Consider the following 23,652-nt stretch of genomic DNA (forward strand, 5'->3'; position numbering starts at 1 on the left):
GTGTCATCACGCACTACCCCTGCGCGCCATCGCGCCGAATTGGTTCGTACGAACCCGTTGAACACCCTTTCCAGGGCTGTCTCAACCAATGCAGGCACCGTAGGCCGCCAAGCCGCCGTTCTGGCTGCAGCCTCGGGACTTGTTCTCAGCGTTGGACTCCCGGCCCAGGCCGCTGACACCGACGTTTCCAAGTCGGAATCCTCCAGCACCCAGCAGTTGGTCGCCACCGCAGTTGTTACCGCTGAGCCCACGGCAACCGTTTCCTTCGAAAGCCCCGTTGTGGCTACCAAGGAAGCCCCCAAGGTTCAGCGCGCCTCCCAGCGCACGCAGGCAGCCGAAGGCCAGACGGGCGACACCCTCGCTGCCCTGTCCTCCACGGCCAAGGATGCCGCATCCAGCGCGGCAGCTTCCGGGCTCGCAGCAATTGCCTACACCGGCATTGGCCACCCCTATGTCTGGGGCGGCACTTCCCCCAACGGCTGGGACTGCTCTGGATTTGCCCAGTGGGTCTACGCCCAGGCCGGCATCAGCATCCCCCGGGTCAATGCCTGGACGGCCATGAAGCCCACCAGCACGCCGGCCCCCGGCGATCTCGTCATGCAGAACGGCGGAGCCCACGTGGGCATCTACGTCGGCAACGGCATGATGATCAGCGCGCTGAACCCCAGCCAGGGGACGCTCCTGACCCCGGTCGCAGCCACCGGCACATCCTCGTTCTTCACCCTCCGCTAGGAAAATCCCATTCGGGGTAAGCCAGCATGCCCCCCAAGTGCTGGCCGCCCATAACCCGCGTGCGTCCCCACCGTGCGCGGATACGAAAAGAGAGTAATCATGACCAGTGCAAACAAGGTTGCACGGCATAGAGCTGAGGCCCCCAAGACCAGCTCACTTGCCGTCATTGCCAAGGCTGTCAGCGACAACGCCGGTGGCGTTGGCCGTCAGGCAGCAGTGATCGCAGCTGCATCAGGCCTTGTCCTGACCAGCGGCGTGGCTGCAAATGCTGCGGATACCAATGTCCAGCGCGAATCCACGTCTGCGTCCACCCTTGATGTGCAGTCGGTTGCCCAGGCCACCATTGCTGCGGATTCCAGCGTTGCCATCTCCTACGAGCGCCCCGTGGTCAAGACTGTCGAAGCCCCGGCTCCCGTCGTCGAGAAGGCACCTGCCAAGGAAGCTCCGGCTGCCGGCGGCACCGCTACTTTGGCGGTCAACACGGATAACTCCGCGGCCAAGGCGCCTGCTGCATCCAGCGGCCTCGGTGCAGCCATCGCTGCAGCGGCCTACGCACAGCTCGGTGTCACACAGGACTGCACCATGCTGGTGACCAACTCGCTGGCCGCCGTCGGTATTCACTTCCACGATTGGCCGGCCGGCTACCTCTCCCTCGGCCGCACGGTCAGTGCAGCTGAAGCGCAGCCCGGCGACCTCGCTTACTACGCCAACGGTGGCTACGGCGGAATGGCACACATCGCTGTTTACGTCGGCAACGGCATGGCAGTCCACGGTGGATGGAACGGATCCACCACGGCACTGTTCAGCGTGAACGTTGGCTCCGGCCCCGTTTTCATCCGCGTCAACGGCTGATCAAATACTCCACAGAACACCCCGAGGCTCAGGCCGGCGGGGTGTTCTGCTTTAACGAGCAAGGTGTCCCGCGCATGAACTTTCGCCAACACCGCAGGTGAAACGGCAGAAAAATTCGTTGATATGGCATATGAGTGCTTACCCTTGTGTTGTCGATCCACAGCCCGTACAAGCAGAGGGCAGCCGGCCCTCGTGCCCCTGACGGGTGCGGCCGTGAAGAGGTACGTGCATGCGCACACTCGTTCTGAATGCTGGATATGAACCGCTGGCGGTAGTAACCTTCCGCCGGGCGCTGGTCCTTGTGCTGACTGGAAAAGCTAGCGTGGTGGCCGAAGGCGACGAGCCTGTCGTCGGGCCACAGGAGATTCTCGGAAGACCATCCGTGATTCTTCTCAATCGCTACATCCGGCCCCGGTACAACAAGATCACTGCCGTGAGCCGCCGCGGGGTACTCCGCCGCGACGGCCATCGCTGCGCCTATTGCGGGAAAACAGCCCACACCATAGACCACGTCCACCCCAAATCCAGGGGCGGCGCGGATTCCTGGGAAAACCTGGTTGCGGCGTGCTTGAAATGCAACAACGCCAAGAGTGACCACACGCTCGCCGAGATGGGTTGGAAACTTCGTTTCAAACCTGGCGTGCCCACAGGAACCATGTGGCAGATCAAAGAACTCGAGAAACCTGCGCCGGACTGGGACCCGTTCCTGTTGCCGGAATCCGCCGCCTGATCGATTTCTGTTGTCCTCCCGCTGTCCGGGTACTCTGGGCGGATGGAGTTCAACGCCGTGATTCTGGCGGGTGGCAGGGCCACCCGCCTCGGTGGCGTGCCCAAGCCCGGCTTAACGTTCGACGGCGCCAGCCTCCTTTCGCATGCCCTGCAGGCGGCACGGGGTGCCTCCGCTGTGGTGGTGGTTGGTCCGGACACCTCTGGAATCGGCGGCGTCCTGCCTGATGGAGTTCTTAGCGCCCGGGAGGAGCCTGCCTTTGCTGGCCCTGCCGCTGCGATTGCTGCGGGTCTGGCGGCATTTCACCAGAATGGGGAGCCAGCGCCGTGGACGCTCGTCCTGGCATGCGACATGCCGCACGCTTCCAGGGGGATTGCGCCCCTATGGGAAGGGTTGCGTGCGCATCCTGAAGTGGAAGGCGCCATGGCCGTTTCAGCCGTCGGCCGGCAACAGCCTCTCCTGGGGATCTACAGCACCCGGGCTTTGGAAAGGGAAGTTGCGGCAGCTACGGCGTTAACGAACTCTTCAGTGTTCCGGCTGCTTGCTAGGCTGAACCTGCTGGCCGTTACAGTTCCTGATGGGTCTACCGATGATGTGGACACGTGGGAGGACGCTGAGGCCTTGGGCATACACAACGAGCAGGAGGCGGACATGAAGAGCCAGGAAGAGACGCTCGAGGACTGGTGCCGCACACTGTTGCAGGCCTTTGAGCTTGAGGGCGTTGAAGTGGACATCAATGAAGTCCTCTCAGTGGCGGGAGTTGCAGCCCACTCCGTGGTGCGGCCTGCTGCGCCACTGACAACCTTCATTGCCGGTTACGCGGCTGGTATGGCCAGGGGGATCGGGCAAGCCGCGGACGACACCGCCATGAGCGCTGCCCTGGATCTCGCCCGCCAGGTCGCCAAGCAATACCTGGAGCCCGGGACTGAGGCGGAATGACCGAGGCCCCCGGACAGGGCCACCACGCGGCACACACATGGCATGAGGCCCGGCAGCGCGCCTTCGACGTCGCTGCTCCCATCCCGCCAAGTCCGGTGCCACTGAAGGCCGCCTTGGCAAGGACGCTTGCCTCGGATGCGGTGGCCATTCAGGACATGCCGCACTATGCGTCCTCCGCCATGGACGGCTGGGCCGTCAACGGATCCGGCCCATGGATTCTTGTTGAGCCCGGCCACAGACTTGCTCCCCATCAGGCCAGTCCCATCGTCACAGGGGGACTCATTCCACCAGGAGCCAAGGCCGTTCTGCGCACCGAAAGCGGCGTTATTACCACGGACGACGACGGCCTGCCGATCCTAGCGCTTGGCGGGGCCGCGAAGCCCGGGGAGCCACGTAATGGCCAGCACGTCCGCAAGGCAGCCGAGGAAGCTGCGGCAGGGGATGTTCTGCTCAAAGCAGGGACCATCCTTAATCCTGCGCACATTGCCTTGGCTGCCTTGGCCGGCCTGGATGAACTGGAAGTCCTGGGGAAACCCTTGGTGCGATTCCTCCTGACGGGCTCGGAAGTGGTGACGCAGGGGGTTCCCCTACCGGGGAAGGTCCGGGATACCTTCGGACCTCAGCTGGGCGCTGTCGTCGAACTCCTTGGTGGCATCGCAGGAGAGCAACTCAAGGTTGGCGACAACTACGACGACTGGCTTGCAGCTTTGCAGGACACCGAGCCTGAACCCGCGGAACCATATGCAGCACCGGAGCCGCCGGCCGACGTCGTTATTACTACGGGCGGTACCGGACGCTCAGGGACGGACCATTTCAGGAGGGCCGTGTCTGAACTGGGCGGCTGGCTGTTGATCGATGGCATTGCCATGCGCCCTGGCCACCCGGCCGTGTTGGCGGAGCTTCCGGACGGACGCTTCGTGCTGGGCCTGCCCGGGAATCCGCTGGCGGCCATGATGGCATTGTTCACCGTTGGGGGCCCGCTGCTCGCAGCGCTTGGCCACGGGAAGCTGGAGGACGTTGGCGAGGTTCCCAGCGGTGCAATGATCGACGCCGATCCTGGACGGACGCGCCTGATGCCTTTCAAACTGGTCTACGGATTGGCATCGCCCGCGCAGCATGCCGGCCCGGGGATGATGCGCGGGCTGGCGGGAGCAGATGGCGTCTTGGTGGTGCCGCCGCATGGTGTCCAGATGGGCGAACTGGTCCCGGCCTTTCCCTTGCCGTGGGGTAAACCTTTGCCCGCACCCAAGGCCGCTGAAGGAAAACCACGCAAGTCGCCGGCCCGGCAACAAAAGAAGGCCCCGTCCGGTCCTGTTGACTGGAGCGCGTTGGAAGCCTAGGGGTCGCCGGGTGGACGCAGGTGGCAACTGGGTGCCCGGGCTTGCAATGATGGACCCATGAACAGGCATGCTCCCGAACAGGACATCAATGAAGATGACCTGCAAATCCACCCGCCCAAGAAGGCTGCGGCAGGCCTCAAGGCTGTCACTGTCGCCCTTGAAAGGGGCTACTCCCAGGCAGGAGTAGCCCGCACGGTCCGCTCCATGCTCAGGGTCAACCAGCATGACGGCTTTGATTGTCCGGGCTGCGCCTGGCCGGAATCCATCACGGGACGTCGCAGTCCCGCGGAATTCTGTGAGAACGGCGCCAAGGCAATCGCTGAGGAAAGCACCACACGGACAGTGGGGGCAGATTTCTGGGCAGCACATTCCATCGCCGATCTTGAAGACAAGACCGAATACTGGTTGGGGAGCCAAGGGCGAATCGCCGAGCCTGTAGTCCTCAAACCGGGAGATACCCACTATTCCCCGATCAGCTGGACTGAAGCCTTTGCCTTGATCGGGGAGCATATCAATGCCACCACACCTGATCGCTGCGTTTTCTACACCTCCGGCCGGACGGCCAACGAGACCGCGTTCATGTACCAGTTGTTCGCCCGAAGCCTGGGCACCAACAACCTGCCGGACTGCTCCAACATGTGCCATGAGTCCTCGGGCAGCGCGCTGAACCCGACCATCGGAATCGGCAAGGGAACGGTCTCGCTGGAAGACATCCACCACGCCGAACTGGTGTTCGTGGTGGGCCAGAATCCCGGGACCAACCACCCCAGGATGTTGTCCGCATTGCGTGACTGCAAGAACAACGGCGGAAAGATCGTTGCCGTGAACCCGCTACCCGAGGCTGGCCTGCTGAACTTCAAGGACCCCCAGTCCCTCAATGGCGTGATCGGCGGTGGCACTACGATCGCGGATGAGTTCCTTAAGATCAAGGTCGGTGGCGACCTCGCACTGTTCCAGGCCCAGGGCCACCTGCTCCTGGAGGAAGAGAAGCGGAACCCGGGGACGATCGTCGATAAATCATTTATCGGGAAACAGACCGAAGGCTTCGAAGCGTACGCCAAGGCGCGGTCCCAGCTGGACTGGGACGAAACCGAGCGCGCAACAGGTCTGTCCCGCGAGGAGATCGTCACTGTGGCGGGGCTGATGGCCAAATCAAAGGCGACCATTATTTGCTGGGCGCTGGGCTTGACCCAGCAGCCGCACTCCGTGGATACGCTGAAGGAGATCATCAACCTGCTCCTGCTCCAAGGCAACTTCGGCAAGCGGGGCGCCGGAGCCTGCCCGGTGCGTGGCCACTCCAACGTGCAGGGCGATCGCACCATGGGTATTTGGGAGAAGCCGGGCGAAACGTTCCTTGCCGCGCTGGACGAGGAGTTTGGATTCCGGATGCCTCGGGAGCATGGATATGACTCCGTGGAGACCCAGCACGCCCTGGAAAAAGGGAAAGTGGATGTCTTCGTGTCCATGGGTGGAAACTTTGCTGCGGCCGGTTCTGACACTGCAGCGTTGGAAGCCGGGCTCAAGACTGCTGGACTGACTGTGCACATCTCCACCAAGCCGAACCGTGCCCACGTGGTGCACGGGAAGACATCCCTGATCCTGCCCACATTGGGGCGCACGGACACGGACGACAAACACCCCAAGGGCAAGCAGTTCCTGTCGGTGGAGGATTCAATGTCCGTCATCCACAAGACGCAGGGCAGGCTGGCTCCGATCTCCGAGCACCTCCTGAGCGAACCGGTCATCGTTGCCCGGATGGCGCAGGCGACACTCGGGGATGATCACGGAGTGGACTGGCGCGCCATGGCAGAGGACTATGACGTGATCCGGGACCACATCTCACGTGTCATCCCGGGGTTCGAGGACTTCAACGCCAGGGTCCGGACGAAGAACGGCTTTGTCCTGCCGAACCCGCCACGGGATACCCGTACCTTCGCAACTGACATCGGCAAAGCACGGTTCTCCGTCAGTCCGCTTGAGTATCTTGAAGCTCCAGAGGGCCACTTGATCCTGCAGACGGTACGCAGCCACGATCAATACAACACCACGTTCTATGGCCTGGATGACCGCTACCGTGGGGTCTCGGACGCCAGAAGGGTGATCCTGGTCCACGAGGAAGACCTCGCTGGCCTGGGCTTCAAGGACCGTGACCTGGTGGATGTCATTTCCACTTTTGCCGGCACTGAGCGGCGAGCCAATAAGTTCCGGCTGATCGCGTACCCCACGGCCAAGGGCTGCGCTGCCGCATACTTCCCGGAGGCTAACGCCCTGGTCCACCGCGAGCTTGTGGCCCGGGAATCCAACACGCCCGGCTACAAGGCGATGACTGTACGGTTCGTGAAACACCCCGAGGAGAACGGATCCTGACATGGGACGCGTGACCCAGCGCCGAAAGCTGCATAAGTTCGTCCTGGACGGATCGCCCCAGGCCCTGGAACACCCTGTCCGATACAAGGAAGACGTCCTCGCCGTCGAGGAACCCTTGGAGATCCGTCTTGGTGAGATGTCGTTCTCAGTGACCATGCGGACCCCTGGAGACGATTTCGATCTGGTGGCAGGATTCCTTGTCTCGGAGGGCATCATCTGGGAGCCGGGGCAACTGGTCTCCGAGCGTTTCTGCGCTGGGGAGGACGAGGACGGCGTACAGACCTTCAACGTCGTGGACGCACAGCTGCGGCCCGACGTCGAACGTCCGGACACCGGCCGTAACGTCTACACTTCCAGCTCCTGCGGCATTTGCGGTACCGACTCGATCGACGCCGTCCGGAAGTCATCGCGGCATAGTCCCCACGAGGATGACGTCACGGTCCCCGTAAGAGCGCTGGCCGCCCTGCCGGACCGGTTGCGTGAGGCGCAGGCGGTTTTCGCCAAAACAGGTGGCGTCCATGCCGCGGGCCTTTTCCGGATTCACGACGACGGAACTTCCGAGCTGCTGTGCCTGCGGGAAGACGTGGGGCGCCACAACGCCGTGGACAAAGTGGTGGGTTGGGCTTTGCGGGCCGGCAAGCTGCCACTGAAAGGAACAGTTCTTCAGGTATCCGGCCGGGCATCTTTCGAGCTCGTCCAGAAAGCTGCCATGGCGGGCATTCCAGTCCTTGCGGCCGTCAGCGCTCCATCGAGCCTCGCCGCCGAACTGGCGGATGAAACAGGTATCACGTTGGTGGGCTTCAGCCGCGGTGCGAGCCTGAACGTGTATGCGGGCAGGGACAGGATCGTGGGAGAAGAGGCTGGCTAGCGCCGCTATTCCCTGTGGATAGTCCTCGTTCACTTGGCTATTGAGCTGGAACAACGTAGATTTTATCCATCGATTGGAATCGCTGTGTCCTCGAATAACGCCGTCCATAAAGTGCCGGCTCGCCCGCCGGCCATGACGCTTTGCCACCAGCCAATGCCTAAGGGGATTTAATTGCACGACGATCGCCGGATCACTGAACAGCGTCTCGATCGATTCGTTCGGGAACGCCTTCTTCCGGCCATTTACGGCAGGTCCGTCCCACTGCAGCTCAGCAGCTGGGATGCGCCTGGAGAACCCGTGCCCGCAGCCGAGGCCATGCGCCAGCTCTTCACTCCCCAGGAGCCGGGCGCACCTTGGGGTAAGCCGTGGAGCACTAAATGGCTCCGCCTGCAGGGTGAAGTTCCAGAAGGCTGGGGTTCTGCCGAGGGGACGGCGGTGGAAATCATCGTGGACCTTGGCTTCAACAGCGACGTGCCGGGGTTCCAGTGTGAAGGCACAGCCTGGCGCGCCGATGCCAGCATCATCAAGGCCATCTCCCCACGTAACTATCACGTTCCGCTGAAGCTGCTCGGTGGGGGATTGTCCGTGGATTTCTATGTGGAAGCAGCAGCCAACCCGGATGTGTCGCAGGGTTGGTCATTTGCGCCTACTCCTTTGGGGGACAAGGCGACATCCGGAGACGAACCCCGGTATCGCCTCGGCCGGATTGCCATTGCCGAACTCAACGAGACGGTGTGGGAACTGAACCAGGACGTGTGGACACTGAGTGGTCTCATGCACGAGCTCCCCATGGAGCTGCCGCGGCGCCACGAAATCCTGCGGGCCCTGGAACGGATGCTGGACATCATGGACCCGGACGATGTTGCGGGAACGGCTGCCGCAGGCCGCGAGGCACTGGCAGAGGTACTGAGCCGGCCCGCCTATGCTTCGGCCCACGAACTCCTGGCCACCGGTCATGCGCACATCGACTCCGCTTGGTTGTGGCCTGTCCGTGAAACCATCCGCAAGTGTGCCCGTACATTCTCCAATGTCGTGGCTCTCATGGACGAGAACCCCGACTTCGTCTTCTCGTGTTCCTCGGCCCAGCAGATGGCCTGGATCAAGGAATTCTTCCCTGAGCTTTTTGTCCGCATCCGGGAAAAGGTCAGGGCCGGGCAGTTCGTTCCCGTCGGTGGCATGTGGGTTGAATCGGACACCAACATGCCCGGTGGCGAGGCCATGGCGCGCCAGTTCGTGGAAGGCAAGAGTTTCTTCCTGAAGGAATTCGACGTGGAGTGCCAGGAAGCCTGGCTGCCCGATTCGTTCGGCTACTCCGGCGCACTCCCACAAATCGTTAAATCCGCAGGTTTGCGATGGTTCCTTACGCAGAAGATTTCCTGGAACAAGGTGAACCGGATGCCGCACCACACGTTCACGTGGGAAGGCATCGATGGCACCCGGTTGTTCACCCATTTCCCACCGGTAGACACGTATAACGCAGAGCTCCATGCCCGGGAGCTTGCTCATGCGGAACGCAACTACCGTGAGCACGGGCGCGGCACAATGTCACTGGTTCCCTTCGGTTATGGCGACGGCGGTGGTGGTCCCACACGCGAGATGGTGGCCGCTGCACACCGCACGGCAGATCTCGAGGGTTCACCCAAGGTCAGGTTGGGCACGGCCAAGGACTTCTTCACGGCGGCCGAAGCCGAGTATCGCAACCTCCCGGTGTGGGTGGGCGAGATGTACCTGGAGATGCACCGCGGAACGTATACCAGCCAAGCGAAGACCAAGCGGGGCAACCGGCGCAGCGAGCACCTGCTGCGTGAGGCAGAACTGTGGTGCTCCACAGCTGCGGTGCGTCTGGGCGACGCCTATGCCTATCCCGAAGCGGAGCTCAAGAGGCTCTGGCGGTTGGTGCTCCTGCAGCAATTCCACGACATCCTGCCGGGCAGTTCCATTGCCTGGGTCCACCAGGACGCCGAGCGGAACTACGAGGCAATCGCCCGCGATCTCGAGGCCATCATCACCCAGGCTGCTCAGGCACTTGTCGGCCAGGGAGGCAGGCAGTTCCTGCTCAACGCGGCCCCACACAAGCGGGCTGGCGTGCCGGCACTCGCCGCTGCGGAAGCCGTGAAGCCGGACGCAGTTGTTGATGCCGGCGAAAAGGATGGCGGCTACGTCCTGGACAACGGAATCATCCGAGCCGTGGTGGACAGTGATGGCTTGTTGACCTCGCTCATGGATCATTCCTCTGGCCGTGAGGCGATTGCGCCCGATCAGCCCGGCAACCTGCTTGAGCTGTTCAGGGATACTCCCAATGAATGGGACGCCTGGGACATCGAGGAGTTCTACCGTCGCAACGTCACCAAGCTGACGCAGGCGGAAACCATCGATCTTGAGCGTACGGCGGCAGGCGCCGTCGTGGTGGTCAAGCGTACGGTTGGTTCCTCCACCATCACGCAACGGATAACGCTCGACGCCGGTGCGGAGTCCCTGGGGATCTCCACCACAGTGGACTGGCAGGAACGCGAAAAGATGCTCAAGATCGCCTTCCCACTGGATGTCCGGGCGGACCGTTCGGCCTCCGAGACCCAGTTCGGCCATGTGTTCCGGCCGACCCACACGAACACATCATGGGATGCTGCGAAGTTCGAGATCTGCGCACATCGCTGGATCCACGTTGCCGAGCCAGGTTATGGCGTGGCGGTCAGCAACTCTTCCAGCTATGGGCACGACGTCACCAGGGCTGTCCGCGGAGACGGAGGGACGACGACCACCGTCCGTGTCTCGCTGTTGCGCTCCGCCAGGTTCCCGGACCCCGAAGCAGACCGCGGCGAGCACACGCTTGAACTGTCCATCAGGCCTGGAGCGGGGATCGGGGATGCCGTGGAGGAGGGCTACCGCACCAACCTGAAGCCCCGCTATGTCACTGGCAGCAAGCCAGTGGAACCCCTGCTGTCCGTGTCCAACCCTGCCTTGGCAGTGGAGGCAGTGAAGCTGGCCGAGGATGGCTCTGGAGACGTCATTGTGCGTCTTTACGAATCCCTGGGACAACGCTCAGCCGGCGTTGTCAGGGCCAATTTTGAAGCTCATGGCGTCCTGGCCACGGACCTGCTGGAACGGCCGATAGAGGCCCCTGGAGTGACTGTGGGGCAGGACGCAGCTGAGCTGGTCCTGCGCCCGTTCCAATTGGTCACGTTGCGGTTCGCCCGATAACGGCCGGCCAGCACCAAGAGGACCCGCGCCACGAGGTTAGACGTCGTGCTGCAGCCGCTTTACGAACAGCTTGGTCCGTTCCTGCCGGGGTGCGCGCAGCACCTCGGCAGCAGGGCCGCGCTCCACCACAACGCCGCCGTCCATGAAGATGACCTCGTCTGCCACGTGCTGGGCAAAGGCCAACTCATGGGTCACGATCACCATGGTCCAGCCTTCCTCGGCGAGTTCCTTGATGACGCCCAGGACGTCACCGACGAGCTCGGGATCCAAGGCCGACGTGGGCTCGTCGAACAACAGCAGTTGGGGCTGGAGCGCCAAAGCACGGACAATGCCCACGCGCTGCTGCTGTCCGCCTGAGAGCTCAAACGGATATGCGTCCCGCTTGTCGGCCAGGCCCACCCGCTCCAGCAATCGCTCGGCTTCGGCGATGGCCTCTGCCTTGGGCCGCTTCTGGACTTGGACTGGGCCTTCAATGATGTTCTTCAGGACCGTCATGTGCGGGAACAAGTTGTAGTGCTGGAACACCATGGCACTGCGGTCCCTCAGCGCTGCGATCTCCTTCTTGCCCACTTTGGCGCCGAAATCGATGGAGAGGCCATCAGACGTCTCGCTCCCGGAGCCGGAGCCGGAAGCCGAGCGTGGACCCCGGCCGGTGCCGCCAAAGGTGACGGTACCGGCGTCGGGGATTTCAAGGCCGTTGAGCGAACGCAAAACAGTGGTCTTGCCCGAACCCGACGGCCCGATCAGGGCCACCACCTGGCCGCGCCGGATGTCGATATCGATGTCGCGCAGAACCACGTTGCTGCCGAAGGCTTTGGCGAGGTTCCGGGCCTTCAGGACTGAGGTGACGCGCGGTTCGCTCTGTTGAGGTGCATCAGTGGGCGACATAGCGGTCCAATCTCCTTTCCACGGCGGATTGCGCAGTGGAAAGGATCAGGCAGATGACCCAGTAAACCAGGGCTGCCTGCAAGTACAGGGCCATGAACTCCTGGCTGAACGCAGCGATTTGCTGGGCATTGCGGAAAAGTTCAGTAACCAGGATGAGGGAAGCGAGCGAGGTGTCCTTCACCAGGGAAATGAAGGTGTTGGACAACGGTGGAACGGACACCCGTGCCGCTTGCGGAAGGATAATCCGCACCAGCGTTTGGGGGTGGGACATTCCGATGGTGTGGCCGGCTTCCCACTGTCCCTTGGGGACGGAAAGAATTGCGGCCCGGATGATCTCGGCCGCGTAGCCGCCCACGTTCAAGGAGAACGCGATGATGGCGCTCGGCCAGGGATCCAGCCGGATACCAATGCTGGGAAGGCCGAAGAAGATCACAAACAGCTGCACCAGCAGGGGAGTTCCGCGGATGACCGAGACGTAGAAACGACCTATGCCGGACAGCAGCCAATTCGAGCTCAGCCGCAACAGCGCCACCACCAAGGCCAGCACCAGGCCAAACGCAAAGGAGGCCAGGGTAAGGGGGATGGTGCCCGTTACGGCCCCCGTGATGATTGGCCCGAAGGAACTCCAAATGAGGTCCCAGTTCATTTATTTGGTGACATCCGCACCGAAGTACTTTTCGGAGATCTTTACCAAGGTTCCATCTGCTCGGAGATCATCCAGCGCCTTGTCTACAGCCTTGGTCAGCTCGGTGGAACCCTTGCGGAACACCAGTGCACTCTCGGTCTTGTCCGGTGCTTCGGCGGCCACCTTCAAACCGGAATCCGGGGTGGTTTTCGCGTAGTCCAAGTAAGTGAGTTTGTCGTTGACAGTAGCGTCCACGCGTCCCTGCTGTACGAGGGTGGCAGACTGGGCCCAGCCTTCAACGGCCTGAACGTTGGCGCCGGCCTCCACGGCCATTTTGTAGAAGTTGCTGGTCAGCGACTGCGCGGTGGTCTTGCCCTTGAGGTCAGCGAAGCTGTTGATGCTGGAATTGTCCTTCTTGGTCACCACAACGCCGGTGGAGACGGTGTAGGGCTTGGAGAACTCGTACTTGGCTTTGCGCTCGTCATTGATGGAGATCTGGTTGGCGATGGTATCGAACCGCTTGGCGTCCAGGCCTGCAAAAATGCCATCGAATTGCGTCTCCTGGAAGCTCGCCTTCACTCCCAGCTTTTCAGCCACGGCTTTGGCAATCTCGACGTCGTAGCCCGTCAATTCACCAGCGCCCTCGGCGTGGAAGCTGAACGGGCGGTAGGTTCCTTCCGTTGCGATAACGAGTTCGCCCTTGGATTTCACGTCGGACAAGGATGTATCGCCACCGGACTGGGCTGGTGTGGAACCGCCACCGCAGGCAGCGAGTGCAATGGCGGCGGCGGCCAGGGTAGCGGCGAAAAGAGAACGGCGGGAGCGAAGGCTGGTCATGGAGCCATCTTAGTCACGGGCCACTGCGGATTCCCGGCAGGGAAGGCTTGGGGGCTTGTAGAAAGGGGGGTTAAAAAGGCTGAGTGGGGGCGGTCCCCAACAGCCCGCCACCACTCATCCCCCCAATTGTGATCACGTGGGCGCCACATTCACCGGAAACCCGTTCTCTGATTCCGGTGCCAGGCTGCAACCGCGTTCACACATTCATGATTGTGCCACGATCTAATGGTTTTGTGAAAGTCTTACGCTGTGCGTCTTGCTTTCCGCCGGGCAAACGCCTTGGAAAACCAGATCCCGGCGAGCCCAATGGCCGTCGCCAGCACGGCGGAGTAGTTGATCAGGGAACGCAGCCACAGGTGCACCAGCGGGATCAGTGGGAAGAGTTGGGACACCAAAAGCAAGGCCAGCCCAACGAACAGGAGGGCTGAGGCGGCACGCAGCAAGGCGGGGTAGCGGCCCATGATGGTGCGCCAGATCGCGGGCAGCAAACAGGCTGATACGTATCCAGGATAAAACCGGCCCAGAGCCGCGTAGGCCTCCATGGAAGGTCCCCAGGTCAGTCCTGTCATTCCCGCCGTGGAGCCTCGGGTGTCCGTGATGACAAAGAAGAACGTGGTCAACGCTACCGTGATTCCGAGGACTGTCAGCCCCCAAGGGCCACGAATGGCACGTTCCGCTGACCTGGAAGCGAAACCCATGGCAATTTTGATGCCCATCAGCAGGAACGTGCCATACAGCAGGAACCGCAGGATCAGGTTGGTGACGTTAACCCCGCCGAGAAGGGCATCGATGGCGAGGTATGGCGCCTCGATACTGAGAAGGATATCCAGGGTGATCAGCGCGAAAATGTAGAAGACCACCCGGTTCTCACCCCTGAGCAGGCTCGGAATCCGCGCGATGGTAATCGCCAGGCACACCAGCAGCGTTGCCCAAGGCAGGACAGCCGTCATCCGAGATTCTCCCAAATTCGTTCAGTTCGTTCGTGGTCTTGTTCTTGGCGGCGCAAGGTCTTGCCCAGCGCCTGAAGCCTCTCACCGGCCAGGGTCACCAGCTCGCCCAAGGTCATCCGGTCAAGGGCCTCCTGCCGCCCGTTGGGGGACCAACCGGCCTCCGCCTCCGTGATCAGCCCTCCAGCAACCAGCCCGCCCACTGGTCCGACGCCGGCAGCCCGCGACGTCGCGATGGCCAACTCGGGAGGAAGCCTGTTGGCGGTCAGGTGGGCGGAGAAGTTCTGTGGCGCGATGCCGGTGGCTTCGCTGACCCGGTGCCGCAACTCGCCGTCGTCGATTGCATCCACCCAGTTGCGAACCGCGGTGGGGTGCGGTGTTGGCGACAGTCCTGTGACGGAGACGGACCCCGGTTCACTGCGTTCCACTACCGCGCGCAGCAAATCCATGGTGGCAATCTGGCTCACCAGTTCATCCGGCGTGGGCGGGACGGAATCGCCCCGAAGATCTGCGTAGAGGTCAAACGTGGCAAGGGCTTGCACGGGATTGATGTGATAGCCCCGGCTGATACTGACCAACGTTGACTCTGCCACCTTGCCCCGGACCAACTGTTGGGCCAGCGTTGTCCGTTTTATCCCGGAAATCCTGCAGACGTCCGCTGTGCTGGCGTTGGGTGCAACGCCGTGAAGCCAGCGTTGGAACGCCTTGGACGGTAAGGGCATGGAGCGCTTTCTGGGATATTTCAAACGGCAAGTCCGGCATCACCCACAGGGGAACCGAAGCAAAGGGTACGGATTGATTTTACGCCGACGCCACATTGAATTATGCTTGATGCTTGAACCCGTTGGTCCGTACACCCCCCAAGTCCGGACCAGCGGGTTTTTCCATGCCCGTGGGAATCACGGGTAGTGAGGCCGCGTTTCGTAAGTGAACCCGCGCTTGTTTTACCGTGCTGGTGATGTAGACGCGAGCGCCGTGGTGGCGCTGCGAGAGGAATAGAGAATGACTGCAACACTGGTGGCCAAGGATCTTGCCGGTGGTCACGGCCACCGCACGCTCTTTTCAAAGCTTTCCCTCACCGTTGCTCCCGGCGATGTGGTGGGCGTGGTGGGTGCGAACGGCGCGGGCAAATCGACGCTCCTGCGCATCCTTTCCGGCGTGGACCAGCCGCAGGAGGGGACCGTCAACCTGGCCCCGTCGGACGCCTTTGTGGGCTGGCTGCCCCAGGAACATGAGCGTACCGTCGGCGAAACCATCGCAGCGTATATCGCCCGTCGTACGGGGTGCGCACAGGCGACGGCGGAGATGGAAGCTACTGCCGAAGCCCTCGGTTCCGGAGCTCCCGGAACGGATGACGCATACTCCCTGGCCTTTGACCGCTGGATGGCATCCGGCGCTGCAGACCTCGAGGACCGGATTCCGGCCGTGCTGGCAGACCTTGGCCTGGAGCTTGGTACCGATGCCCTCATGACCGGGCTCTCCGGCGGGCAGGCTGCCCGGGTTGCTTTGGGTGCACTGCTGCTCAGCCGCTTCGATGTTGTCCTTCTTGATGAACCCACCAATGATCTGGACCTTGATGGCCTGGCCCGGCTGGAGGCTTTCGTGCAGGGCCTGCGCGGAGGAGTGGTTCTGGTTTCCCACGACCGTGAGTTCCTGGCCCGCTGCGTCACCACCGTTGTGGAACTGGACCTCGCCCAGAATTCAGTGGCTGTCTACGACGGCGGCTACGAAGCGTTCCTCGAGGAACGTGCGGTCGCCAAGCGCCACGCCCGCGAACGTTACGAAGATTTTGCCAACACCAAGGCCGATCTTGTGTCCCGCGCACGGACCCAGCGCGAGTGGAGCTCCCAGGGCGTCCGCAATGCGATGAAGAAGAATCCGGACAACGACAAAATCCGCAGGGCCGCGAGCACCGAGTCCTCCGAAAAGCAGGCGCAGAAGGTCCGCCAGATGGAGTCGCGCATCGCCCGCCTCACCGAGGTGGAGGAACCGCGCAAGGAATGGCAACTGCAGTTCAGCATCGGCCAGGCGCCCCGCTCAAGTGCCGTCGTCGCAACCCTTCGTGACGTCGTGGTCCGTCAAGGCGACTTCACGCTGGGACCAGTCAACCTCCAGCTCAACGGCGGTGAGCGCATCGGGATCACCGGGCCCAACGGCGCCGGCAAATCCACTCTCCTGCGCTTGCTGCTCGGCACCCGGAAACCGGACGACGGCGAAGCCTCCATGGGCGCCTCTGTCGCCGTCGGCGAAATCGACCAGGCCCGCGGACTGCTCGACGGCGGACGGCAGCTGGGCGACGCCGTCGAAGCCGTGCTGGTGGACTGGAATAGCGCGGACGTCCGCACACTCCTGGCCAAGTTCGGCCTGAAAGCGGACCACACCTCGCGGACCGTCGATTCGTTATCCCCGGGAGAACGGACCCGTGCCGCGCTGGCCCTCCTGCAGGCCCGTGGCGTGAACCTGCTGGTGCTGGACGAACCCACCAACCACCTTGACCTCCCCGCGATCGAGCAACTTGAAGAGGCGCTGGAAAGCTACGAAGGCGCCCTCCTGCTGGTCACCCATGACCGGCGTTTGCTTCAGAACGTTCGGCTCGATTCGCGTTGGCACCTGGAAAACGGCCGTGTCCAGGAGCTTCACCACACCCTCGGCCAGGAGAAGTAACCATGAGTATGGACCGCGTGGCGTGGAGCTCGCTTTACAACATCACCACAGCCAAGAGCGGTTCACAGCCGTTCTCCAAGGAAACGCTGAAGCGCGTGCTGGGCTTTGCCGCGCCGCACAAGGCCAAGCTCATCGCCTTCGTCATTGCCTCGATCGCGGGTGCCTTCCTCGCCGTCGCCACGCCAGTGCTCGCGGGGCAAGTGGTTGACGCCATCATTGCCAAGGCGGATGTGGGCACGGTCATCTGGCTGGCCGTACTCATCGCGATTGTGGCTGTCGGCGAGGCTGGGGTTGGCCTGGTGACGCGATGGTTGTCCTCCACCATTGGCGAGGGCGTCATCGTGGACCTGCGCACCCGCGTGTTCGACCACGTGCAGCGCATGCCCATCGCTTTCTTCACCCGGACCCGGACAGGCGCGCTGGTCAGCCGCCTGAACAACGACGTCATCGGGGCACAGTCTGCCTTCGCCGGCACGTTGTCCGGTGTGGTCAGCAACGTTGTGGCGCTTGCCTTGACCCTGGTGGTCATGCTCAACACGTCCTGGCTGGTCACTGTCCTGGCCATGGTGTTGCTGCCAATCTTCCTCGTACCAGCCCGGCGTATGGGATCCAAGCTGGCCGACCTCCGCCGCGAGGCGGCCGCGCATAACGCTGCCATGGGTACGCAGATGACCGAAAGGTTCTCCGCTCCCGGCGCCACACTCGTGAAACTCTTCGGCAGGCCGGACGAGGAATCCCAGGAGTTCGCTGCCCGCGCCGGCCGGGTGCGTGACATCGGCATCCGAACCGCCATGCTGCAGTTCACCTTCGTCACGGCGCTGACTTTGGTCTCGGCCCTGGCCCTGGCCCTCGTTTATGGACTGGGCGGCTGGCTTGCACTTGGTGGCCAACTGGCACCTGGCGACGTAGTGGTCCTGGCCCTCCTCCTGACCCGTCTCTACGCTCCGCTGACCGCCCTCTCCAACGCTCGCGTGGAAATTATGAGCGCACTTGTCAGCTTCGAGAGGGTCTTCGAGATCCTGGACCTGCAGCCCCTCATCACGGAAAAGCCGGACGCCGTAGCCGTTCCATCCGGACCCGTCGCCGTGGAATTCCACGACGTCCGCTTCTCCTACCCGTCGGCTGACAAAGTGTCCCTTGCCTCCTTGGAAGATGTGTCCACCCTGGACACGCGCGGCGGCGAGGAAGTCCTGCACGGTGTCAGCTTCCGTGTTGAGCCAGGCCAAACCGTCGCCTTGGTGGGCTCCTCCGGCGCAGGAAAATCCACGGTGGCCCAACTGTTGTCGCGCCTGTACGACGTCGACTCCGGAACCGTGCGCCTTGGCGGGCAGGGACCTGGCACCGGCGTGGATGTCCGGGACCTCGGCTTTGACTCACTGCGCGACACGCTGGGCATGGTGACCCAGGACGGCCACCTGTTCCACGAAACCATTGCATCCAACCTGCGCCTGGCCCGGCCGGATGCCACGGAAGAAGACATGTGGGAGGTGCTCCGGCGTGCACGCCTGGAACCCATGATCCGGTCTCTCCCGGATGGCCTGGAAACAGTTGTTGGCGAGCGCGGGTACCGGCTCTCCGGCGGCGAAAGGCAACGGCTCACCATCGCCCGTTTGCTCATCAAGCAGCCTCGCGTCGTCATTCTTGATGAGGCGACCGCCGCGCTGGACTCCACTAACGAAGCCGCCGTCCAGGCGGCCTTGGGGGAAGCGCTCGAGGGGCGTACCGCCGTCGTGATTGCGCACAGGTTGTCCACGATCCGGGCCGCGGACGTGATCCTGGTGGTAGAGGACGGCAGGATCGTGGAGCGTGGCACGCACACCGAACTGCTTGTTGCCGATGGCCGCTATGCGGAGTTGTATCGGACCCAGTTCGCGGAAGCCACGGCGGTGGCTGAGGAAGCGCTTCCGGAACTCTAACGCTGTCCGCAACTAGCTGGCATTAGTGGTTGTTCTGAGCCCTCAGAACAACCACTAATGCCAGCTACTTGGGTGGGGTGAGCAGAGGCAGCACGTGATCCGTCAGGAGCGGTGCGAGGTCCCCGGGTAAAGGTGCTGTGAGGTCCAACCAACGGATCTCGGCGATCTCGGCCGAAGGGTGCGCTTCCCAGGTCCCAGGAGCGGTGAAGACCGTGGCTTCGATGTTGGTCGCGGCCTCGTTGGCGGCCACTGCGAGCCAAGCGCCCAGGGGTTCGAGGTCTTCGGGGGCAACCTCGATGCCCACTTCCTCGAGCAATTCCCGGGCTGCAGCTTCTGCCGCGGTTTCACCGGCTTCGGGCTTGCCACCGGGATGCATGAATTTGTCCGTGCCGCGCTTGCGGACGGTCAGGAGCTGGCCCTCCTTGTTGTAAACGCACACGGCGCTGACCACGATCACATCAGTAACGCTCACGCTTGCCTCCCACTGTTGATTCGGACAAGGCGTTCATTCTGACCAGATGCGATTCCAGCAGCAGATCCTTGGCCGGACCGCGGACATCCCACGTGAAACTGAACGCATCCGGGCTCTCCCAGGTGTAGTTCACGTAATAGTCGTCGGGATCGCACCAGTGTTTGTCCTGGTTGGCTTGCTCCGCAAAACTCATCACATGGAATGGCCGGCCATCGGGGAAGAAAACGTCCATGGAATCCGCTGCAGGGCCGAGCTTGAGGAGATATTCGCGGAACGCCGGGCCAGTGTGCGTGGGCCAGTGCATGGTTCCGTCTTCGCGGTAGTGAAGGCCGCCGTCGGGCTCTTCCGTGTAACGCACGACGCCGGTAAAGGTTCCGCGGGTGCCGGAGGCCCGGTCCAGGAGAGTCCGCTCCACATTCCACGTGCCGGCCAAATAGGCACGCAAGTCCTGGATGGGCTGCTGCTGGTTCAAGTGCCCTCGATTGGAATCGAACCAACGACACCGGCTTTAGGAGAGCCGTGCTCTATCCACTGAGCTACGAGGGCCTGCGTGTCCATAGCCCGGAGTACCGTTACGACAGCTCCATGGCCGGACACGACTACAAGCATACAAGCTGCCGGGCCAGTGCCCGAACCGGGCTAGGCTGGCGGTCATGAGAGGGCATGCGACAGCACCGGAAACCACCGGCACGTTCCTTCCGGACGTTCGCGCTACGCGCGCAAACATCGGCGCCTGGGCCCAACTGAGCGTGGTCCAGTATTTCGTTGCAGAGTCTGCTGTCATCGAGGCTTGGGCCGGTCCGCAACCGTACAGCAGGGCCACCGGGTTCATCAGCGACCTGGGCGCAGTATCGTGCGGCGTCTACGAGGACCGGGCAGTGTGCTCCCCTTTGCATGTGCTGATGAACGCCTCTTTTGTTGTCCAGGGCCTGGCATTGATCCTTGGTGCGGTGTTCCTGACCGCAGGGCTTTTGTGCGTGGCAGCGCGTCCGGGTGTGCATGCCCAGCGCTTCCACACCGCCACAGCCGATGACGAGCCCCGGACCCGGGTCCTGGCCAAGCCATGGATCATGGCTGTGGCCATTCGCATACTGACAGGTGTTTCCGGCCTCGGGACGGTCATCGTTGGACTGGTGCCCGAAGACGTCGGCTCCCCATGGCATTTTTCCGGCGCACTGATGTTCTTCATCGGCGGCGGCTTCGCCTTGCTTCTGCTGGGCATCCTTTGGTTCCGGCAGACGCCGATGAGCTGGTTCATAGCTGCCTGCGGCTCCCTCTGTATCGGGGCGCTCATCGTTGGCGGGATCACGGGAATGGACGTGCCGCAGCCCGGAACACTGGAACGGCTGATGGGCTACCCCGTCACCATTGGCTTGGCAACTGCCGGCCTGGTCATCGCCCAGCGCGTGCACACGGTACGAAAGGCGGCGAAGGCCCTGCGGTGATTCAGGCATGGGGACAGCAGGAGCGGGACGGTGACCGTGGATGGTTGCCACAGCCACCGCTCCCGGTTAGGGGATGCTTTGCCAGAACCAGCGGATCAGGTCAACCGAAAGTCGGATGACATTCACCATAAGGTTCAGAGCGCCCCAGGGCTTCTTGCGCTTTCGCTTTGAAGTCATCGGACACCTCCTCCCGTAGGAAAGGTGCGATCACGGACCCTACGAATGCCACTTGCCCAAATTCTGCAAGGGCATTAGAGAAAATCCGCTCGGGGGCCTAGTCTTGATGTGTGGGCACCAAGGATTAGTCCCTTGATCGCACAACATAGGCGCCCTGCGCCTAACAATGACCCGCTTGCCGGCGGGTCAATTGTTTTAACGAAGGGGTGGGCGGTTGGCCCACTGGTATAACACTATCGTTTTTATTGCGCCCGCTTCGTGCATCCTTGCGCATCCGAAGTCAGCGGTCCGCATCACTGAGCGGGTGCGCCTGCCGGGCTGCGGGACTATTCTGACGCTATGACGACGGCGGCTGGTCCGCGCGGCGGCGACCGGGGACTTCTGCCTGACCTCGCCAGCCGGCGCGAGCTGATTGGGGGTTGGGCCGCGATCACCCTCATCCACTATTTCGTGGTGGAAGCCATTGCGATGGCTGTCTGGCAAGGCAATCCAGGTTATGACCGGCGTGCCCACGTCATCAGTGATCTGGGCGCTGCCCACTGTGGTCCGTTCAACGGTTACGAGGTGTGCTCGCCACTTAATTGGCTCATGAATGCTTCGTTTGTGCTTCAGGGAATTGCCATGGTGCTCGGCGCAGTGCTCTTGAGCTCGGCTGTCCTCTCTGTGGCAGCTGAGCCGGGCGCCCGGGTCATCCGGCCAAGGACGGCATCAAGCGTCGCGTCACCCGACGCCTTTCCCTGGCTTGCAGCCGGGGCCGTCAGGGTGCTGATCCTCGTGGCGGGCATAGGCCAGGCAATGGTTGGCCTGATCCCCGAAGACACCGACCTCGCCCTGCACCTGACCGGTGCGGGACTGTACTTCATCGCCGGACCGCTGTCGTTGGTGATACTGGGCCTGATATGGCTAGGGCACACGCAGATGTCATGGATAGTTCTGCTGTTCGGGGTTGTATCCCTGGGAACAACCATCTACGTGCTTGCGGTGCAGTTGCGCGTCGAGGAGCCCGGCGCCATCGAGCGCACCATGGCCTATCCGATCATCCTGGGGTTGTCCTTGGTAGGGCTGGTAGTGGCTCACCGCGTCACAAGGGAACGGAAAGCTGTCAGGGCTGTTTCGCGTTCTTCCGTCCGAGGAACACCGCCGCCACGCCGCACAGCAGGCTGATAAGGAACAGCACCCACGACGCAATGGTGACGGCGGAAGCCAAGGCAACCGAACCGGCGTCGGGCGTTTCCGCAGCCAGCATGGAATCAATGGCGAGGTTGGACCACAAGTGAGCCACAGCAAAAAGCAAGGGAGCGGCCCACATTGCCCAGCGCCACGATTTGCGTGCAACGTTGATGCCGATCAGCAGGAGCCAACTGAAACCGAAGATCAGCGGAAAGAGCGTGCCGGCAGTCTTATGGACGTAATTCAACTGACCGCGCGCGGCTTCGTCCATCGCGGCGCGAAGCTGGGCGACGTAGTCCTGTGAGAACCCACCAATCAGCGAATCCGGCATTGCCAGGCCGCCTGAAAGCTGCGTCATCTGGTTCAGCGTCAGCAAGTGCAGGTACCAAAACAGGAACAGGCTGGCCACTACGCCTGCAATCACAATGAGCTTGGAATTGCTCTGCGCCTTCTCTGGGGTCCGCCGCGTGGTGGGATTGATCACGGGTGGGAGGGTGTGATCGGGGACCACCGCCTTGGCTCCGTGCTTCTTGATGCGCTGCGCTGGTGTCTTGGCCATGTCATTCATTATCCCGCCACATAAGCTGGGACCATGACCACCGGCAGGCACACCGCAACTGAACTCGATCCATCACTTGATGACTACCAATTGGCCAGCGCACTGGTCCGCGAGGCAGGCCAACTGGCGCTGCTCATGCGGATGGGCGGACTGCAGGGCACGCGCAAGACGTCAGTGTCCGACGTCGTCACGGCAGCCGATCATGCGGCCGAGGCGTATGTCCTGGAACAGTTGCAACGCTGCCGCCCGGAGGATGGCATCCTTGGCGAAGAGGGCACCTCTGTTGCCGGTACCAGTGGCCGGACCTGGGTCATCGATCCGGTGGATGGAACATACAACTTCCTGCATGGCTCCACTTACTGGTGCTCGGCCATTGCCCTCAAACGCGACGGTTCAGACCGTATCAATCCTGTTGCGGATCCGGACGTGTTGCTTGGCGCCATCTACCAGCCCGAACTGGACAAGCTCTGGCTAGGCGGCGACGAGCATCCCGCTAGCCTGAACGGCGAACGAATTTCAGGTTCCGGAGACCTCTCTGTTGGCCAGATCTGCGCAGCAACCTACATCCATCCCACCTGGTTGGCGGACCCCCGCACTGCAATGCCTTGGCATGCCGCAGCTGTCTCCGCCGCATCGCTGCGGATGTTCGGTTCCGGCTCGTGCGACCTCGGCCGCGTGGCTGATGGCGAGCTCGGCTGCTGGTTCCAGCACAGCTGCCCGGAGTGGGACTGGCTCCCTGGCAAGGCGATCGTCCGCGCTGCAGGTGGGGACACCGCCGTCGTGCAGGTCAACGGCCTTAACTGGTTCATTGCAGGAGGCCCGACGGCGGTCCGTGAGTTGGGCGCTGCCCTCACCTCTGTTCCCCAGTTTGCCTAGTTATTGGCGACCTGGGCGGTGCTCTCTTTGGGGTGGCCCTTGAGTGTCAGAGG

The 23,652-nt window shown here is 62.5% G+C and carries 21 protein-coding genes and 1 tRNA gene; 13 read left to right on the forward strand and 9 right to left on the reverse strand.

Annotated features, from left to right (window positions below):
• From AC1DCM_RS09380 to AC1DCM_RS09415, 8 genes are all read left to right on the forward strand, one after another.
• Complete coding sequence (locus AC1DCM_RS09380; protein WP_477518077.1) at nucleotides 1–732, forward strand: C40 family peptidase; 732 nt, start codon at nucleotides 1–3, stop codon at nucleotides 730–732.
• A 99-nt stretch (nucleotides 733–831) separates the two neighbouring features.
• Entirely contained in the window at nucleotides 832–1,584 is a 753-nt protein-coding gene (locus tag AC1DCM_RS09385) for an NlpC/P60 family protein (RefSeq protein WP_442018466.1), read from the forward strand.
• A gap of 229 nt (nucleotides 1,585–1,813) precedes the next feature.
• Nucleotides 1,814–2,314, forward strand: a complete 501-nt coding sequence (locus AC1DCM_RS09390; RefSeq protein ID WP_442005939.1) for an HNH endonuclease — start codon at nucleotides 1,814–1,816, stop codon at nucleotides 2,312–2,314.
• Nucleotides 2,315–2,356: 42 nt separating this feature from the next.
• Complete coding sequence (locus tag AC1DCM_RS09395) at nucleotides 2,357–3,250, forward strand: NTP transferase domain-containing protein (protein WP_477518078.1); 894 nt, start codon at nucleotides 2,357–2,359, stop codon at nucleotides 3,248–3,250.
• On the forward strand, nucleotides 3,247–4,590 hold the full coding sequence (locus AC1DCM_RS09400; RefSeq protein ID WP_477518079.1) for a molybdopterin molybdotransferase MoeA: 1,344 nt from the start codon (nucleotides 3,247–3,249) through the stop codon (nucleotides 4,588–4,590). Before AC1DCM_RS09395 ends, AC1DCM_RS09400 begins: the two co-directional genes overlap by 4 nt.
• Nucleotides 4,591–4,647: 57 nt before the next feature.
• The gene (locus tag AC1DCM_RS09405) at nucleotides 4,648–6,957 is read left to right on the forward strand and encodes an FdhF/YdeP family oxidoreductase (protein ID WP_477518080.1); all 2,310 of its coding nucleotides are present in this window, start codon (nucleotides 4,648–4,650) and stop codon (nucleotides 6,955–6,957) included.
• A 1-nt stretch (nucleotide 6,958) separates the two neighbouring features.
• Nucleotides 6,959–7,825, forward strand: coding sequence for a formate dehydrogenase accessory sulfurtransferase FdhD (gene fdhD, locus AC1DCM_RS09410; RefSeq protein ID WP_477518081.1), 867 nt, complete (start codon nucleotides 6,959–6,961; stop codon nucleotides 7,823–7,825).
• A gap of 171 nt (nucleotides 7,826–7,996) precedes the next feature.
• A complete protein-coding gene (locus AC1DCM_RS09415) occupies nucleotides 7,997–11,023 on the forward strand; it encodes an alpha-mannosidase (protein ID WP_477518082.1) in 3,027 nt (1,008 codons plus the stop codon).
• A 36-nt stretch (nucleotides 11,024–11,059) separates the two neighbouring features.
• On the opposite strand, the gene AC1DCM_RS09420 is transcribed toward AC1DCM_RS09415, so the two are convergent.
• The 5 genes from AC1DCM_RS09420 to AC1DCM_RS09440 all read right to left on the reverse strand — a co-directional run bounded on the left by AC1DCM_RS09420 (nucleotide 11,060) and on the right by AC1DCM_RS09440 (nucleotide 15,042).
• Nucleotides 11,060–11,911: an amino acid ABC transporter ATP-binding protein gene (locus AC1DCM_RS09420; protein ID WP_477518083.1), complete on the reverse strand. Its 852-nt coding sequence runs from the start codon at nucleotides 11,909–11,911 to the stop codon at nucleotides 11,060–11,062.
• Complete coding sequence (locus AC1DCM_RS09425) at nucleotides 11,898–12,557, reverse strand: amino acid ABC transporter permease (RefSeq protein ID WP_477515960.1); 660 nt, start codon at nucleotides 12,555–12,557, stop codon at nucleotides 11,898–11,900. The genes AC1DCM_RS09420 and AC1DCM_RS09425 overlap by 14 nt, the downstream gene beginning before the upstream one ends.
• On the reverse strand, nucleotides 12,558–13,373 hold the full coding sequence (locus AC1DCM_RS09430) for an amino acid ABC transporter substrate-binding protein (RefSeq protein ID WP_477518084.1): 816 nt from the start codon (nucleotides 13,371–13,373) through the stop codon (nucleotides 12,558–12,560).
• A gap of 242 nt (nucleotides 13,374–13,615) precedes the next feature.
• Complete coding sequence (locus tag AC1DCM_RS09435) at nucleotides 13,616–14,323, reverse strand: hypothetical protein (protein WP_477518085.1); 708 nt, start codon at nucleotides 14,321–14,323, stop codon at nucleotides 13,616–13,618.
• Entirely contained in the window at nucleotides 14,320–15,042 is a 723-nt protein-coding gene (locus AC1DCM_RS09440; protein ID WP_477518086.1) for a hypothetical protein, read from the reverse strand. The genes AC1DCM_RS09435 and AC1DCM_RS09440 overlap by 4 nt, the downstream gene beginning before the upstream one ends.
• 280 nt (nucleotides 15,043–15,322) lie before the next feature.
• Here AC1DCM_RS09440 and AC1DCM_RS09445 point away from each other — a divergent pair, with 280 nt between their 5' ends.
• Nucleotides 15,323–16,984, forward strand: a complete 1,662-nt coding sequence (locus tag AC1DCM_RS09445; RefSeq protein WP_477518087.1) for an ABC-F family ATP-binding cassette domain-containing protein — start codon at nucleotides 15,323–15,325, stop codon at nucleotides 16,982–16,984.
• Between the two features lie 2 nt (nucleotides 16,985–16,986).
• Entirely contained in the window at nucleotides 16,987–18,900 is a 1,914-nt protein-coding gene (locus tag AC1DCM_RS09450) for an ABC transporter ATP-binding protein (protein WP_477518088.1), read from the forward strand.
• Nucleotides 18,901–18,964: 64 nt separating this feature from the next.
• On the opposite strand, the gene AC1DCM_RS09455 is transcribed toward AC1DCM_RS09450, so the two are convergent.
• The 3 genes from AC1DCM_RS09455 to AC1DCM_RS09465 all read right to left on the reverse strand — a co-directional run bounded on the left by AC1DCM_RS09455 (nucleotide 18,965) and on the right by AC1DCM_RS09465 (nucleotide 19,918).
• Nucleotides 18,965–19,372 (reverse strand): NUDIX hydrolase, encoded by a 408-nt coding sequence (locus AC1DCM_RS09455; RefSeq protein WP_442005952.1) that lies wholly within the window; start codon nucleotides 19,370–19,372, stop codon nucleotides 18,965–18,967.
• A complete protein-coding gene (locus tag AC1DCM_RS09460) occupies nucleotides 19,359–19,844 on the reverse strand; it encodes a DUF6314 family protein (RefSeq protein WP_477518089.1) in 486 nt (161 codons plus the stop codon). Before AC1DCM_RS09460 ends, AC1DCM_RS09455 begins: the two co-directional genes overlap by 14 nt.
• 1 nt (nucleotide 19,845) lies before the next feature.
• Nucleotides 19,846–19,918, reverse strand: a tRNA-Arg gene (locus AC1DCM_RS09465).
• A 107-nt stretch (nucleotides 19,919–20,025) separates the two neighbouring features.
• Between AC1DCM_RS09465 and AC1DCM_RS09470 the strand changes: the two genes are divergently transcribed.
• Entirely contained in the window at nucleotides 20,026–20,817 is a 792-nt protein-coding gene (locus AC1DCM_RS09470) for a DUF998 domain-containing protein (protein ID WP_477518090.1), read from the forward strand.
• A 516-nt stretch (nucleotides 20,818–21,333) separates the two neighbouring features.
• A complete protein-coding gene (locus tag AC1DCM_RS09475; protein ID WP_477518091.1) occupies nucleotides 21,334–22,158 on the forward strand; it encodes a DUF998 domain-containing protein in 825 nt (274 codons plus the stop codon).
• On the opposite strand, the gene AC1DCM_RS09480 is transcribed toward AC1DCM_RS09475, so the two are convergent.
• A complete protein-coding gene (locus AC1DCM_RS09480) occupies nucleotides 22,097–22,723 on the reverse strand; it encodes a hypothetical protein (RefSeq protein ID WP_477518092.1) in 627 nt (208 codons plus the stop codon). The genes AC1DCM_RS09475 and AC1DCM_RS09480 overlap by 62 nt on opposite strands.
• 33 nt (nucleotides 22,724–22,756) lie before the next feature.
• Here AC1DCM_RS09480 and AC1DCM_RS09485 point away from each other — a divergent pair, with 33 nt between their 5' ends.
• Nucleotides 22,757–23,599: an inositol monophosphatase family protein gene (locus AC1DCM_RS09485; RefSeq protein ID WP_477518093.1), complete on the forward strand. Its 843-nt coding sequence runs from the start codon at nucleotides 22,757–22,759 to the stop codon at nucleotides 23,597–23,599.
• Nucleotides 23,600–23,652: the final 53 nt, after the last annotated feature.

The sequence above is a fragment of the Paenarthrobacter sp. 10N417 genome (assembly GCF_056394745.1).